This window comes from Akkermansiaceae bacterium (assembly GCA_024233115.1).
Lineage (GTDB): Bacteria > Verrucomicrobiota > Verrucomicrobiia > Verrucomicrobiales > Akkermansiaceae > Oceaniferula.
In genome coordinates, this window is sequence record JACKQB010000002.1 from 694098 (window position 1) to 707561 (window position 13464).

General features: G+C 54.3%; 14 protein-coding genes and 1 pseudogene. 7 read left to right on the forward strand and 8 right to left on the reverse strand.

The genetic code is table 11. The features are described from left to right. Window positions 1–9 precede the first annotated feature (9 nt). The 3 genes from H7A51_07145 to H7A51_07155 all read right to left on the reverse strand — a co-directional run bounded on the left by H7A51_07145 (window position 10) and on the right by H7A51_07155 (window position 3317). Window positions 10–1782 (reverse strand): SLC13/DASS family transporter, encoded by a 1773-nt coding sequence (locus tag H7A51_07145; GenBank protein ID MCP5535998.1) that lies wholly within the window; start codon window positions 1780–1782, stop codon window positions 10–12. Window positions 1783–1918: 136 nt separating this feature from the next. Next, window positions 1919–2974: a DUF21 domain-containing protein gene (locus H7A51_07150; protein ID MCP5535999.1), complete on the reverse strand. Its 1056-nt coding sequence runs from the start codon at window positions 2972–2974 to the stop codon at window positions 1919–1921. A 55-nt stretch (window positions 2975–3029) separates the two neighbouring features. Then, window positions 3030–3317: a winged helix-turn-helix transcriptional regulator gene (locus H7A51_07155; protein ID MCP5536000.1), complete on the reverse strand. Its 288-nt coding sequence runs from the start codon at window positions 3315–3317 to the stop codon at window positions 3030–3032. A gap of 70 nt (window positions 3318–3387) precedes the next feature. Between H7A51_07155 and H7A51_07160 the strand changes: the two genes are divergently transcribed. The 4 genes from H7A51_07160 (at window position 3388) to H7A51_07175 (ending at window position 7338) form a co-directional block, all read left to right on the forward strand. Beyond that, on the forward strand, window positions 3388–3810 hold the full coding sequence (locus H7A51_07160; protein ID MCP5536001.1) for a nuclear transport factor 2 family protein: 423 nt from the start codon (window positions 3388–3390) through the stop codon (window positions 3808–3810). Between the two features lie 77 nt (window positions 3811–3887). Continuing rightward, window positions 3888–5090 carry a 2-iminoacetate synthase ThiH gene (gene thiH / locus H7A51_07165; protein ID MCP5536002.1) on the forward strand — a complete coding sequence of 401 codons (1203 nt, stop codon included), beginning with the start codon at window positions 3888–3890 and terminating at the stop codon, window positions 5088–5090. Between the two features lie 66 nt (window positions 5091–5156). Continuing rightward, complete coding sequence (gene thiS / locus H7A51_07170; GenBank protein MCP5536003.1) at window positions 5157–5357, forward strand: sulfur carrier protein ThiS; 201 nt, start codon at window positions 5157–5159, stop codon at window positions 5355–5357. Between the two features lie 145 nt (window positions 5358–5502). After that, a complete protein-coding gene (locus H7A51_07175) occupies window positions 5503–7338 on the forward strand; it encodes an autotransporter outer membrane beta-barrel domain-containing protein (GenBank protein ID MCP5536004.1) in 1836 nt (611 codons plus the stop codon). A gap of 19 nt (window positions 7339–7357) precedes the next feature. Here H7A51_07175 and H7A51_07180 read toward each other — a convergent pair whose 3' ends face one another. The 3 genes from H7A51_07180 to H7A51_07190 all read right to left on the reverse strand — a co-directional run bounded on the left by H7A51_07180 (window position 7358) and on the right by H7A51_07190 (window position 9723). Continuing rightward, on the reverse strand, window positions 7358–8113 hold the full coding sequence (locus H7A51_07180) for a YdcF family protein (GenBank protein MCP5536005.1): 756 nt from the start codon (window positions 8111–8113) through the stop codon (window positions 7358–7360). A gap of 20 nt (window positions 8114–8133) precedes the next feature. Further along, window positions 8134–9081, reverse strand: coding sequence for a diacylglycerol kinase family lipid kinase (locus H7A51_07185; GenBank protein ID MCP5536006.1), 948 nt, complete (start codon window positions 9079–9081; stop codon window positions 8134–8136). A gap of 75 nt (window positions 9082–9156) precedes the next feature. Further along, window positions 9157–9723, reverse strand: coding sequence for a hypothetical protein (locus H7A51_07190; GenBank protein MCP5536007.1), 567 nt, complete (start codon window positions 9721–9723; stop codon window positions 9157–9159). Between the two features lie 232 nt (window positions 9724–9955). On the opposite strand from H7A51_07190, the gene H7A51_07195 reads away from it, so the two are divergent. Both H7A51_07195 and H7A51_07200 read left to right on the forward strand, forming a co-directional pair. Further along, on the forward strand, window positions 9956–10159 hold the full coding sequence (locus tag H7A51_07195; GenBank protein MCP5536008.1) for a helix-turn-helix domain-containing protein: 204 nt from the start codon (window positions 9956–9958) through the stop codon (window positions 10157–10159). A gap of 91 nt (window positions 10160–10250) precedes the next feature. Further along, window positions 10251–11582 (forward strand): dipeptidase, encoded by a 1332-nt coding sequence (locus tag H7A51_07200; protein ID MCP5536009.1) that lies wholly within the window; start codon window positions 10251–10253, stop codon window positions 11580–11582. 24 nt (window positions 11583–11606) lie between these two features. Here the strand turns inward: H7A51_07200 and yaaA are convergent. Next, window positions 11607–12374: pseudogene (gene yaaA, locus H7A51_07205) on the reverse strand (peroxide stress protein YaaA). A 68-nt stretch (window positions 12375–12442) separates the two neighbouring features. Then, window positions 12443–12940, reverse strand: a complete 498-nt coding sequence (locus H7A51_07210; protein ID MCP5536010.1) for a peptidylprolyl isomerase — start codon at window positions 12938–12940, stop codon at window positions 12443–12445. Between the two features lie 92 nt (window positions 12941–13032). On the opposite strand from H7A51_07210, the gene H7A51_07215 reads away from it, so the two are divergent. Then, window positions 13033–13422, forward strand: a complete 390-nt coding sequence (locus H7A51_07215; GenBank protein ID MCP5536011.1) for a hypothetical protein — start codon at window positions 13033–13035, stop codon at window positions 13420–13422. Window positions 13423–13464 lie beyond the last annotated feature (42 nt).

The following is a 13464-nucleotide window of genomic DNA, read 5'->3' on the forward strand; positions in this document are numbered from 1 at the left end:
CCGGCGCAGCTAGAACGGCCAGATGAACGGGATGATGGTGCAGGCGATAACGCCGATCAGGATATTGAGCGGCAAACCGAAATAGACAAAATCACGGTAAGTATACCCCCCGGGGCCATAAACCAGCAGGTTGGTCTGGTAGCCCATCGGTGTTGCCATCGCTGTAGAGGCAGCAAAGGCGACCGCCATGATAAAGGGCTTGCCGTCGACCCCGAGCTGGGTTGCCAGCAAGATCCCCAAAGGCGTGCAGAGTACGGCCGCTGGCTTGTTGAGTATCAACAGACTCAGTGCGGCCGTCATAAAGTAGAAGATCCACAACGTCGGGCCAGCCCCCATTTTACCCACGGTCCCCACCAGGGAGTCAGCGGCGATGTCGAGGGCTCCGGTTTTACCCATGGCATTGCCCAGGGCGATCATTCCGGCAATAAGGATCAACACGGGCCAATCGATCGACCGATAGGCGTCGCGTGGCGTCAGCACTTTGGTTAAAACCAGAATCGCCGCCCCGGTGAGCGCCAGCACACTGATCGGGAACAGACCAAAGGCAGCCAGCCCGACAATGGCGAGTATGACCCCCAGTGCCACGGGAGCCTTGTGCCGCTCGATCACCCGGTCATGTGCTCCTTCGAGCAGGATGAATTCGTGATGTTTACGGAGTTCGGCCAGCGCACTCATCGTTCCTCTCACGAGCAGAATATCCCCCATTCTGAGTTCCAAATCGGTGATATCGCGCTGGTGGTGGCGACCGCGCCGCTGCAAGGCAAATACCGAGACATCGTATTCCTCGCGAAACCTGATCTCCCGGGCCGTCTGACCGATCAGTCGGGAATCAGGCGCGATCATCAATTCAAAGACCGTCATTTCAACGCGTTTCACTTCAGCATCACCCTCCTTCTCATCCGTCGAGATGCTGATCTCGTGCTTGCGCTCCAACTCAAGTATTTTGTTCAGGTCACCGCGGATGAGGAGAATGTCACCGATTTCCAGCACGGTGGTTTTATTCATCCGCTGGATTCGCTCCCCCCGGATCAGCTCGGCCACCCGCACACTGGCGTTGGCCAGGGGGGTATCCTCCAGACGGCAGCCCACCATGTGGGACTCCGCGCCGATTCTCACCTGGGTGATGTATTCCTTGGCGTCCTCGGCGGTAAGAGTCGATGCAATGGTGGTCCTCGTCGGCAGCAATCGTTGGGAAAACAGGATGAGGTAGAGCATTCCGACCACCACAATCACACCGCCCAGCACGGTAAATTCAAACATCCCGATCTCGCCGTAACCAGCATCCGCAGACAGGGAGGACACCAGGATGTTCGATGAAGTTCCAATCAAGGTCGCACTGCCCCCTAACATCGAAGCAAAGGAAATCGGCATCAGGAATTTCGAGGGGCTCTGCCCTAACCGGTTGCAAACCGTCAACACAGCCGGAATAAACACCACCACCACGGGTGTGTTGTTGATAAAAGCCGACATGAAACAGACAGCAAACAACGAGAGCACGAGGAATCGTAGTGGACTGCCTTTGGACCACTCCGTGAGTTTCCCTCCCAACGCCGCCACCAGCCCGCTTCGCATCAGTGCCGCACTAAGCACAAACATCGCGGCTATCGTTACCAGTGCCTGATTGCTAAAACCTATCAGCAACTCCTTTGGCTTCAGGATACCCAGCAACCCCAACACGGAGATGATCAGCATCCCCACGATGTCCGTCCTCACCCGATCCGTCACAAACAGAACTACCGCGGCAACCAGAATGATGTAAACGGCAATAACTTCCCAATCCATAATAATGAGGGCCTGAGTCTCACCCTCCCACCGAATCCGTGTCAATCCTCAATTCCGCCCCCATCCGTCCACACCGACACCCCGTTTCACGCCTCGCATCCGATGAGCAGCTGACTGCGTATTACCCTCGGCCGTCTCAATCATCTTCCCGCCTCGCAATCCCCTTGAGAAGTCGGCCAAAAATATCCGCGCCGGTGACAATGCGCTTTTGCTCATCTGTCCAGTAGATGACCACATCGCGGTCGACTACGTGGTCGTGCTGATCAGTGGCCTCGACCACAAACTCGCCTAACACTTCGTCAAGCGTTGTTTTTTCATCGGTGACAACGACCGGGCGATGGCAGAAATCGTAGATATCCACCTCCGGTGCCAAGGCGCTATCGGAGGCTTGCTCCCTGGCATAAAGGCTCGATAAATACTCCGTGGTATTGACCACGAGTTGGGGTTTGCCACGCTCACCAACAATCACCGCCCACAGGCTGGGATGCTTGGTGAGGGATTTCACCAACGCGCGACCTTCGTCGGTGTCCGGGTTAGGCAGGATCGGAAGATCCAAGTTCACCGGCGAGGTGAAGATCGTTTCAGGGTTGATCTCGCTGCCTTCACTCACGACAAAGCGGTCGTCCAGATCGAGGAAGTTCAGCGCCCCCCTGCCCTCGTTGGCGCTGATTTCCGAACTGTGCTCTGTGATGTGTTTTTCCAGGATGATCTCAATGTCCCGCTCGCGGTAAAACGTCGGCCCCTCGGGACCAATCCACCCGTCAAGGATCAGGGAACATGGTTTGGCGACGGGAAACAGAAGCAGTTCGTAGAACCGCATCAGCGGAGAGAGCCGGGCACCCACTTTCAAGGCGTGTCGTGAGAAATAGGCCTGAGGCATGATTTCCCCAAAAAAGGTAATCCCCACCGTCGAGAAAACAAACCCTCCAATCCAGCCGCCCATCCCGGCAAATACCGATTCACTCAGCAAAGCTAACAGAACGTTCACACTGACGTTACCCCAGAGGATCGTACAGAGCAGTAAGTTCGAGTCCTTGCGCAGGTTGAGAATCCTGAGCGCTGACGCATTCCCTTTCTCCACCTCCGCTTCCAGCCGCATCCGCCCCAGTGAGAAAAAAGCAAGGTTCGAGCCCGAGAACATGGCCGATTGGGACAGGCAGGCGACGATGCCCAACCAAGTTAGTATTTCCATTGTCAAAGTGATTTAAAAAGATAGATAGGCAATCGATACGGCTATTTCGATGCCGCTATTTCAGCGATTTCGCAAGCTGGCGAAGAGTATATTGCGACTCTAATGGATGACGCAATGGAAAGTCCAGATCGATCGTATACGTATTGCGTCTCCCCTCCTTGCTCTTGGAAAGCACCCCTTCCGCCTCCAGCTCGGCGACAATGCGCAATACGGCACGCTCGGTAATCCCGATCTCAACGGCAAGATCCCTGACTCGCATCCCGGGATTGCGGACCAGACAGATAATCACGTGGGAATGATTGGTCAGAAAAGTCCAGTGGGTTTTTTTAGTCAGATCAGGCATATCTATATATGAAAATAAATACATGAATTTGTTTGCATGTAAACATTTACATGATATTTCTTTCCGCGCAATGAACGAGCTATCAACACCACGCATCCAGGCTGCATGGAGAACTGTCGAAAAATGGACAGAATACCTCCATAGCGGTGATATCGACTCCATCCTGCTGCTCTTCTGTGAGAAGGACAACGCTTTCTGGGGAACCTTCGCCAGCCACATGAGAAACACCCGGGCTGAGTTGCGCACTTATTATGACAAGTTTCTCGACTGTGAGGAGATCACATGCCGGATCTCAGAGTTTGTCGCACGGGAAATCACCACGGACATTGTCAGCTTCACCGGAATCTATGAGTTTGACATCATCAAGAAAAAGGGTGAGCCGATGACGACCACCCTGGCACGCTTTACCTTTACCATCCGCCACGACAATATCGACAACCGCTGGATGTTTGTAGAGCACCACTCCTCGCTGATGCCCGAAAACGGGTTTTAGGGTTTATATTGCGTCATGCCCCTCTTCGCCGGCATTTGGAGTTTGAAACTTGGCGCTCCAGACCTACATTGCCGCCCGTGAGCTTTGTAGACACATTCAATGGCGGACAAAAATCCCCCCTGCTAGGCAAATTCGAACAACTCATTACGCCCAAGTCGCGTGAGGAGCTGGAATGGATGGCCCTGCAGAGCCGTGGCATCACCCGCAGGCACTACGGTAAAACGATGCGCTTGTTTGCCCCGCTCTATGTCTCCAACGAATGTGTCAACAACTGCAGCTACTGCGGCTTCTCCCGCGACAACCCGATCCTTCGCACCACCCTGACCGTCGATCAGGTCGTCACCGAAGCACGCCACCTTCATCAACTCGGTTTCCGCAATATCCTGCTCGTCGCCGGCGAACACCCGAGGTTTGTCTCCGAGGGATACCTCCAGGACTGCGTTGATGCCATCAAGGGCTTTATCCCGACCATCGGCATCGAAGTGGGTCCCATGGAAAACGACCAGTATGGTGAACTGGTCAGTCATGGAGCCGAAGGCCTGGTCGTCTATCAGGAAACGTATCACCGCGACACCTATCGACGCCTTCACACCGCGGGACCGAAGAAACATTTCGACTGGCGCCTTGAGTGCCCTGAGCGCGCCTACGCCGGAGGCTTCCGCCGGATCGGCATTGGCGCCTTGTTTGGACTGGCCGACTGGAAAACGGAAGCTCTCGCGCTCGCATCACACCTTGAATACCTCTACAAACACTGTTGGAAGGCGTCGTTTACCGTTTCGTTCCCGCGCATGAGACCCCACGCCGGCAACTACCAGTATGAACCTAATCCCGACCTGTTTCTCAACGACCGACACTTCGTCCAGCTCGTCTGCGCCTTCAGGATCTGCTTTCCCCACGTTGGCATCGTCGTCAGCACCCGGGAGCCGGCTGCTTTGCGCGATGCCCTGGTGCCACTCGGGGTCACCCACATGTCGGCAGAGTCCCAAACCGACCCCGGCGGCTACACGGGAGCCGGCACCGATGACCTCCACCTCACCATCAAAGGAAAACGGGTGGAACTGGATGAAAAAACATCCTGCAATGGCAACAAACGGGCGACCGAACAATTTACCATCGATGACAAACGGGGCATCATCGAGATTTCACGGATGCTGGCAAAAAAAGGCTATGAGTCTGTCTGGAAAGACTGGGACGAGGCTATCCTGAACCCCGCCGACAGCCCCGCCGACAGCCCCCCGGCGCGGTCGGCGGCAAAGTCTGCGGGGCTATCAACATCGTGACGGGTGTGCTCGGCCGCTTTCGCAATGAGTTCGACCACGGTGGATAAGAACAACCAACGGTTAGCAATGAAAATCACAATCAATGGAAAAGACCAGGATCTCGATGCCCCAGCCTCGATAACATCCCTGTTGGCAACGCTCGGACTGGCCGACAAGCCCGTTGTGGTCGAGCTCAACAAAAAAGCCCTGTTTCCCCGGGAATACACATCGAGTCAATTAGAGGATGGTGATCAGGTGGAAATCATCGCCATCGCTGCCGGTGGTTAGAGTCATCGCCAGCCTAATGCCATCGGGAAGGTCAAGCCGCTCAACGGCGTTGTCATTACATTGACCACTCGGCCATATTCTCGTTTTTTTCCTTACCGAATGACCGGGGATATGTTTGAATTTTTGCGCTCTAAAGCCCACCCTCATGGGATTGCTCAAATACATAAAGATTCATCTGGTCCTCGCTTCAGGCTTGGGATCTTTACCGGTATCAGCCCAGTTTACAATCACCCCTGAAGCCGATCCCTTTGTGCTGGTAAACAATCTAACGGGTAGCGGAGTTACCTTGATCGGCTCCCCCCTCACCATTGGCGGCCCCACATCATCCGGAATATTCACTGGCGGGCTCTCCTCCGGTTTGGCATTCGACTCCGGCCTGATCTTTTCGACAGGCAACGTCCAAGACGCCATTGGACCTAACGACAATCCGAGCAAGGGCAGTAATCTTGGTCTCCCCGGAGATCCCGACCTTGCAGCCATCACTGGATTGTCTTCCAGGGATGCCTCCGGACTGGTCTTTTCCTTTACAACATCTTCCGGAGACCTCTACTTCAACTTTCTTTTTGCCTCAGAGGAGTACGAAGAATACATCGATAGTAACTTCAACGATATTTTTGCGTTTTTCCTCACCCCCGATACCGACCCTAACACCCCGGGGAACCAACCTGGCACAACGCGCAACCTGGCGTTGATCAAAGGCACAAACGACCCCATCTCCGTGGATACGGTGAATCCAAAAAGCAACGCATCCGCTTATGTGTCCAATACAACCGGCGTTGAAAACCATCAGTTCGACGGGCGCACCACCAATATCATCGCCAGTGCCAGAGGAATCGGCCCAGGGGAGCATATCATCAAAATTGTGATCGGCGACAGTGGTGACTCGGTATTCGACTCCGCTGTATTCCTTCAAGCAGGCACCTTCGGCGGCTTGTCCGGTTTGATCACCAACGGATTTCCCGTAACCGCCACATTAAGGCAAACCCAGCTATCGATGACGCATGTTGGACTCCGGGATGTGAACTCCCGGCTGTTTCGTCTGCGCACACGCCGTCCCGCCATGATCCCTGAAGCCGTCTCTGCCGACAAGGGTAGCTACTCATCCAAAGGCGGGGGCAAAGAGATTATTCCCATCCCCCTAGTCCCAACGCGTTGGCAGGCGTTTGGTTCGCTGCATGCCTACTCCGAAGACGTCGACGGCTCAGCCGTGCTTCTACCCGGCACACAGTTGAATATCATCACCCTGCCCGACTATGAAATCGATATCCTTGGAGGCACTGCGGGGATTGAATACCGCTATAACCACGAGTGGTCGTTAGGTGCTGCTGTTCTAACCAATGATGCCGAAGTCGACATGGGGACATTGGGTCATATCAACTCGGATGGCTACGCTCTCGCGCTTTACACTTCTTACTACAAGGAGAACGCATTCAACGGAAACGGTGACTGGTATGGCGATATGCTTTACAGCTACGGAACCTACGAAAACGAAATCACCCGGACATCCATTGCCGGCTCGGCCAGCAGTGACACCGAAAGCCGCAACCATACTGTCGCGCTCAATACCGGCTACAGCCTGAGGAGCCAGAACTGGATTCACGGCCCTTACCTGTCTCTCACCTGGACCAATGGCAAACTGGAGGGCTTCACGGAAACGGGAGCGGGTGCCGCAAGTTTCACCGACACCGATCATGAATCGCTGTTAGGAAGAATGGGATACCGTGTATCCAGAATCATCCATACCCACCGGGGAAAGGTCATCCCCCAGCTCCGCGTGGCCTGGGAGCATGAATTTCAGAATGACGCCATCACCATCGGGGGCTTCCCTTTAAGTGCTCCAACCTCTGACAGGCTCGTGACCGGTGCCGGGATTGCCTGGGAATTTTCACCGTCTGGCCAGGCCATTTTGGACTACGAAGGCAGATGGGGTTCTGACATCGAGTCACACCAGATCAATCTGAGGTTAGGCTTCAAGTTCTAACCCCTCACTCGGTTTGTGCCTACTCAGGGACATCCTCCTTGTCGCCCAGATGCCTGGGTTGCTCGTTGGTGATGTTGATATCCAACCACATCTTGACCCGTGCCAGCACCTCCCGGTCCTCCGTTTTGCGGGCAGCGTAGCCCTCGACATCGCGAGCGTTATATCCATATACCTTCATTCCATGTGCCAGGGCAATATAGGCTGCGCGTTCATTTTGAAACTTCTGGCTCACAAAGGTTACTTCTGTTAGCCCGAATATTTTTTTCGCACGCACCACGGAGTCGAGTGTCCGCAGGCCTGCGTAGTCGCATACAATCTGATCAAATGGCACCCCCGCCTTCACCAGGGCATTGCGCATGGCTACGGGCTCATTGTAATTTTTCTCCCGGTTGTCGCCGGAGACGATCAGGAACTCCACCTTGCCGGCATGCCACAGCTCGGCCGCGGCCTGGATGCGGTATTTGAAATAGAGGTTGTCGCGCGAGCCCAGTTTTTCCGAGCATCCGAACACAAGCCCGGCACGTTGTTTGGGTACGTCATTGACATCATCAAACAACACCCCCTTACCCGCCCGGGTGGCTGCGTAGTTTGCATACCAGATAAAACCCAGGAAACCCACGATCAGAAAAAAACCGAGAAAAAGAATCCGGCGTAACCAGCGAAAGAGGCCGGAACGTTTTTTGGAGACGGCCTTTCCTTTTTTCTTCACGTCCACTTTCCCAACCGACTCCCCAGGTTCTGATGCCTGGCCGGCAACATGATTTTTATCCAGCATACTCATCTCTCTTCTCCCTGCTAGGAGGCTTCGCTTCCTCTGCGTGGTATTTTAACCAACGTTTTCACCACAGAGGCAAAGACACCATCCTTCGGGTTTTCCGGGGCAATGACACGTAGTTTTCGTTTGGCGGGTACCAGTGAGACCTCACTGACGCGACCAATAAACTCGCCATCGGCTTCGATCGGCACATCACGATCACACTGCACCCGGTAACTCTTCGCCTGAAGATATTTCACAGAGGAGTTTCCTGAGTCGATTGCACCTGTCGCGATACCTTTGACTGAATCGCGGACGAGTTTATACCCGGCCTCGGTAAACACCAGCATATCCAGCATATCGTCACTATGATCCGCCTTCCGGAAAAGTTTCACCTGCCCGCCATAGAGGGAGCCATTCCCAGCCAGGGCACAGACGCCCTCCTCCACGCGACCGTCATCACAGGTGATACGCATCTTCGGCGGCACGTCACCCAGCACCTTCATCGCCGACATGACATAAGCCATCGGACCGAAGATTTTTTTGGTTTCCCAGGTCGTCTCCTCGATCACCTGGGCATCAAACCCGACACCCGCCATCTGCACAAAGGCATGGCCATTGGCTTCAAAAAGATCAACCTCTTTGACAAAGCCCTCCTCGAGGACGTTGAAGGATTTTTTCAGACTGTTGAAAGGAAGCCCCAGTTCGCGGGCGAATACATTCATCGTCCCCGCAGGCAAAACCCCGAGAGCGGTCGATGTCCCGGCAAGCCCCTGCACCACGGCATTGACCGTTCCGTCTCCACCTGCCGCAACCACGACCGGCTCGCCATCGGCGGCCAGCTTGGCGGCCAGCTCGGTGGCATCGTGCGCACTGCGGCTGGCGTAAAGCGCAAACCACTGTGCGTGCGACATCAGGAACCGCAGCGTCCTGCGACCTCGCTGACTGCGAGCACTGGGGTTGAAAATCAGAGGATAGCGGTGCGACATCGGTGATATATTGCACACTTGATCCTATTTTTGGAACCACGAATCTTACCAATTTTAATCTTCGCTCTGACTTGGTCAAAACCTCGAAGATTTGGCAATACGCCCGCGAATCTCAGTGAGAACGTCCCGAAGGGCATTGATGTCTGTGGCCGACATGTGGCAACTGATCTGTTCCAGCAATGCGGAATCCCCAACGGGAACATGGCGCAGCAGCATCAGTATATCCGTTTCGTAAAGAGCGGCCCGATCAATGTTTCCTTGTCGATAAAGTGAAGGAAGGGCGAAAAGCTTCAAAAGAACAATACCTTCCGGCGTTGCACAGCGGAGTCGGGCATCCAAAAACACCCTCTCCTCCGCATGACATTCTGCAATTTCGGCAAAAAAAGGATTTTCAGTGAACAAAAAATCCACCTGAAGCGGCCCCGCCTCACCACTGCCAAACCACTCATTGCGTTCACGCATAACGACCCCCGGCAATCTCTCAAGATCCTCAACGGCAATGATGAAATGAATATCACGCGTATTGCGCCCCTTCATGTATTGAAGCACCGCAAGCCCGCCCACAAGCACATGAGGGATTTTCTCAGCTTCAAGAGCGTTCACAAAATCACGGGTGGCTTGCAGGAGACTTTCTTCGTTCATAGACTCGTGGGGGGAACAGAGCACAGCATCCCTCACAACCGCAGCAAGGTCATCGCGACGTGTCGGGGAGGCTAATACAGGAGGAACAATGCTCATAAGACAGAGGAAGGATACGCTAATCCACCCGTCTTCTCAAATCTATTAACGAATCATTCAGGGGATCATTTGATTCTTTTAAGTTTTAAGAGTGGCTACTGCTCCTGAAGACTTAGAAAACAACATTGCACTCATCTTGAGGCATTCCAGGGAGAGCCGTTGCCTATCAAAAAACAAACTGGCTGATATGGCTGGGCTAAACCAACGAGCCATCACCTACATCGAGACACGGAGAAGCAGCCCTTCGATACGCACTTTAATAGTGGTTGTGGATGCTCTGGGTATCAAACTCTCGGATTTGTTTGAGGCCGCTGAGAACGGGGACACCAAGGCTCTGTGATTCGCTCTTACCCATTTAGACAAACGCCCAGCCCCTTCTCAAACATCATTTCAGACTTGCGGTGGGCTGCGATGGACGGCAGACATGAGCCATGACCAAGCAGCTTGAAGACCTTTTTGAATTCCTCCGGTTTGCCAGCATTTCGACCGACTCGAATCATGCCAGCGACGTCCGTGCATGCGCCGGTTGGTTGATTGCCAAACTCGACGGCATGGGCCTGGACACGGAGCTTCATGAGACGGCGCGCCATCCGATCGTGATTGCGCGTAACCAACATGTGAAAGGCAAAAAAACCTGCCTGATTTATGGTCACTACGATGTGCAGCCTGTCGATCCGGTCGAGCTCTGGGACTCGCCTCCCTTTGAGCCTGAAATCCGTGATGGAAAAATCTGGGCGCGTGGTGCCACCGATAACAAAGGGCAAATGCTGGCGCACGTCCTAGGCGTGGAAGAACTCCTCGAAGAGGACGGCGAACTTCCGGTGAACCTGATTTTCCTTTTTGAAGGTGAGGAGGAAATCGGCAGTCCTAACCTGGTGCCTTTCCTGAAGGAGCATAAGAACGAACTCAAGTGTGATGTCATTGCTGTTTCCGACACAGGTATGGTGGCCAGAGGGGTTCCGACGATGGGTTACGGCCTGCGCGGCATCGCATGCTGCGAAGTGACTGTTAGAGGGCCGTCAGGCGACCTGCACTCCGGTGTCTACGGGGGCGCTGTGGCCAACCCGGCCACTGCGGTGGCCCGGCTTGTGGCATCGATTCACGATGCCCATGGAAACATCGAGATAGAAGGTTTTTACGATGACGTTCGCCCACTGGAGAACTGGGAGCGTGAGATGTGGGCCAAGGTTCCCGGTATGACCGAGCAAGATATACTGGCCACCACCGGCTCCCCCGCCCTCTTTGGTGAGCCGGACTACAGCTCGGCTGAACGGCTTTGGGCACGCCCAACGGCCGAGGTCAATGGCATCGGCGGAGGCTACCAGGGGGAAGGATCCAAGACGGTGCTGCCAGCCAAGGCGATGGCAAAGTTTTCTTTCCGCCTCGTCCCGGACCAGGACCCGAAGGACATTGCGGCGAAAGTAAAAACCCATCTGGAAGCAAATGCTCCCGCCGGAGTAAGCATCGAAGTAGAGCTCGGCCACGATGGCAAGCCATACATCTGCGACCCTCATTCGGAAAATGGCAAGGCGGGCCAAGCGGCGTTAAAAAAAGCCTTTGGCAAGGAGCCCGTCCTGATCCGGGAGGGTGGCTCGATCCCGATCATCCAGGATATGAAGGAAATCCTCGGCGTCGAATCCCTGATGTTAGGATTGGCCCTTCCCGATTGCCAGATCCATGCGCCTAACGAGAATTTCCATGTGGAAAACTTCGAAGGCGGCATCCGGCTGAACAAGGCACTGCTCAAAGAGCTGGCAAAGTAACGTGGCCGCGACCACCGGTCGCCACTATGCCTTACGCGTGAACACCAGCGTGGTGTCGTCACTGAGTGACTTGTCGAATTTGTATCCTCCGCCCTTGAATTTCCTCAACCCGGCGGGGCTGTCAATCTTGTGCTGAATCGCCCAGGCTGCCATCATGCCACGTGCTTTTTTGGCGAAAAAGGAAATCACCTTGTACTTGCCGTTTTTCCAATCCTTGAAAACAGGGGTGATCACCGGGGATTTGAGATCCTTGGCTTTGATCGCGGAGAAATATTCGTTCGACGCGAGATTGATCACGGCGTCCCCTTCTGCCTTGAGTTCCTTGTTCAGGCTCTCCGTGAGCAGGCTGCCCCAGAAGTGATAGAGATTGGGGCCGCGATCATTGGCGATCTTTTTGCCCATTTCCAACCTGTAGGGCAACATCAGGTCGAGGGGGCGCAGGATGCCGTAGAGACCGGAAAGAATGCGGATGGATTTCTGGGCTTCGGAAAAATCATCCTTACTCCAGTTCTCGACAGCAAGCCCCTGATAGACGTCACCTTTGAAGGCGAGTATTGCCTGACGACCTTCGGGCTTGGAGTAGTCGCTGCGTCAGTCGTCAAACCTCTGCGCATTTAACTCCGCCAGCTTACTGGAAATACCCATCAGCTTCTCCAGATCGGCTGGCTTCATTTTTTTCATGACCCCGGCCAACTCCGACGAGTGATCAAGAAAGCGAGGCATCGTCGCACGGACCGATGGTATCCCGGAATCGTAATCGAGGGTCTTCGCCGGAGAAAGCAGGTAGATCATTTTTTCAGGGGTCAGGGGACGGGAATCAGGAGCAGGCACTGGCGAAGGGCTTGCACCCTCCATTATTGTTAGGGGGTCCAGTCCTTGATGCGGTCGGCTTGGGCTGCGAACAGGGCATCCGTGCTGTCGTGGATCTCGATGGTGTTGATGGTGTCGCCCTGGCCGATGGAGTCGACCACCCCCTGCCCTTCGGTCACTTCACCGAATACGGTGTGTTTGCCATCGAGGTGGGGCGTGGGGCCGTGGGTGATGAAGAACTGGGAGCCGTTGGTGTTGGGTCCGGCGTTGGCCATGGAGAGGATACCCGCCTTGTCGTGCTTGAGGTGTGGTTTGCACTCACACTCGAACTTGTAGCCGGGGCCGCCCATACCGGTGCCGGTGGGGTCGCCGCCCTGGATCATAAAGTTGGGGATCACGCGGTGAAATACGAGGCCGTTGTAGAAACCACGACTCGCGAGGTTCAGAAAGCTGGCGCAGGTAACTTCGGTATCGGCAGCAAACATGCGGATCTTGATGTCGCCCTTGCTGGTGTTCATGGTAATGTTGATGTCTTTGATATCGCTCATGTCGCGGGAAGAAAAACCACGCTGGCGACAAATTGCACGGACTTTTTTTAGTAAGGGGCTGAATATCTCATTCTCATTTCCGTCCAACTTGCATGACTCAGTCATTATTATCCTATTTGATTGTCCTCCTTTCATTGTTTCTAGCCCCCTCCACTTATGCAACCGAACCTGGATCAACCTTAAGTAAAGAAGATGCGATTACGATTATTGCCACATTAGAAAGGTCCCATACCCGTCACTATCAGGTAATCCATATTGCCGATGGATCGCAGTGTGATAAATCTGGTTTTAGGCATGACCATGCCAAAAAAATCAGTTTCTACGGGCCAAAAGACGACCGGGACACATCTCGAACCCTGAGACACCTGACCATGCTCTATTCCAATGAGTATGGCTGGTATCTGCAGCGCGCTGGTGATGACGCGAGAGGCTTCTTCCTTGAAATCAGTTCCCAGAAGCAGGGACGTGTGTTTGTGAGGTAAGGGGTTGGAATTCTTGTCATTTTAGACTAATATTCCACCTCC

Coding starts and splice junctions, on each gene's coding strand:
- H7A51_07145 (MCP5535998.1), bottom strand. CDS start 1,782: ATGGATTGGGAAGTTATTGCCGTTTACATCATTCTGGTTGCCGCGGTA.
- H7A51_07150 (MCP5535999.1), bottom strand. CDS start 2,974: ATGGAAATACTAACTTGGTTGGGCATCGTCGCCTGCCTGTCCCAATCG.
- H7A51_07155 (MCP5536000.1), bottom strand. CDS start 3,317: ATGCCTGATCTGACTAAAAAAACCCACTGGACTTTTCTGACCAATCAT.
- H7A51_07160 (MCP5536001.1), top strand. CDS start 3,388: ATGAACGAGCTATCAACACCACGCATCCAGGCTGCATGGAGAACTGTC.
- thiS (MCP5536003.1), top strand. CDS start 5,157: ATGAAAATCACAATCAATGGAAAAGACCAGGATCTCGATGCCCCAGCC.
- H7A51_07175 (MCP5536004.1), top strand. CDS start 5,503: ATGGGATTGCTCAAATACATAAAGATTCATCTGGTCCTCGCTTCAGGC.
- H7A51_07180 (MCP5536005.1), bottom strand. CDS start 8,113: ATGCTGGATAAAAATCATGTTGCCGGCCAGGCATCAGAACCTGGGGAG.
- H7A51_07185 (MCP5536006.1), bottom strand. CDS start 9,081: ATGTCGCACCGCTATCCTCTGATTTTCAACCCCAGTGCTCGCAGTCAG.
- H7A51_07190 (MCP5536007.1), bottom strand. CDS start 9,723: ATGAACGAAGAAAGTCTCCTGCAAGCCACCCGTGATTTTGTGAACGCT.
- H7A51_07200 (MCP5536009.1), top strand. CDS start 10,251: ATGACCAAGCAGCTTGAAGACCTTTTTGAATTCCTCCGGTTTGCCAGC.
- H7A51_07210 (MCP5536010.1), bottom strand. CDS start 12,940: ATGAGCGATATCAAAGACATCAACATTACCATGAACACCAGCAAGGGC.
- H7A51_07215 (MCP5536011.1), top strand. CDS start 13,033: ATGACTCAGTCATTATTATCCTATTTGATTGTCCTCCTTTCATTGTTT.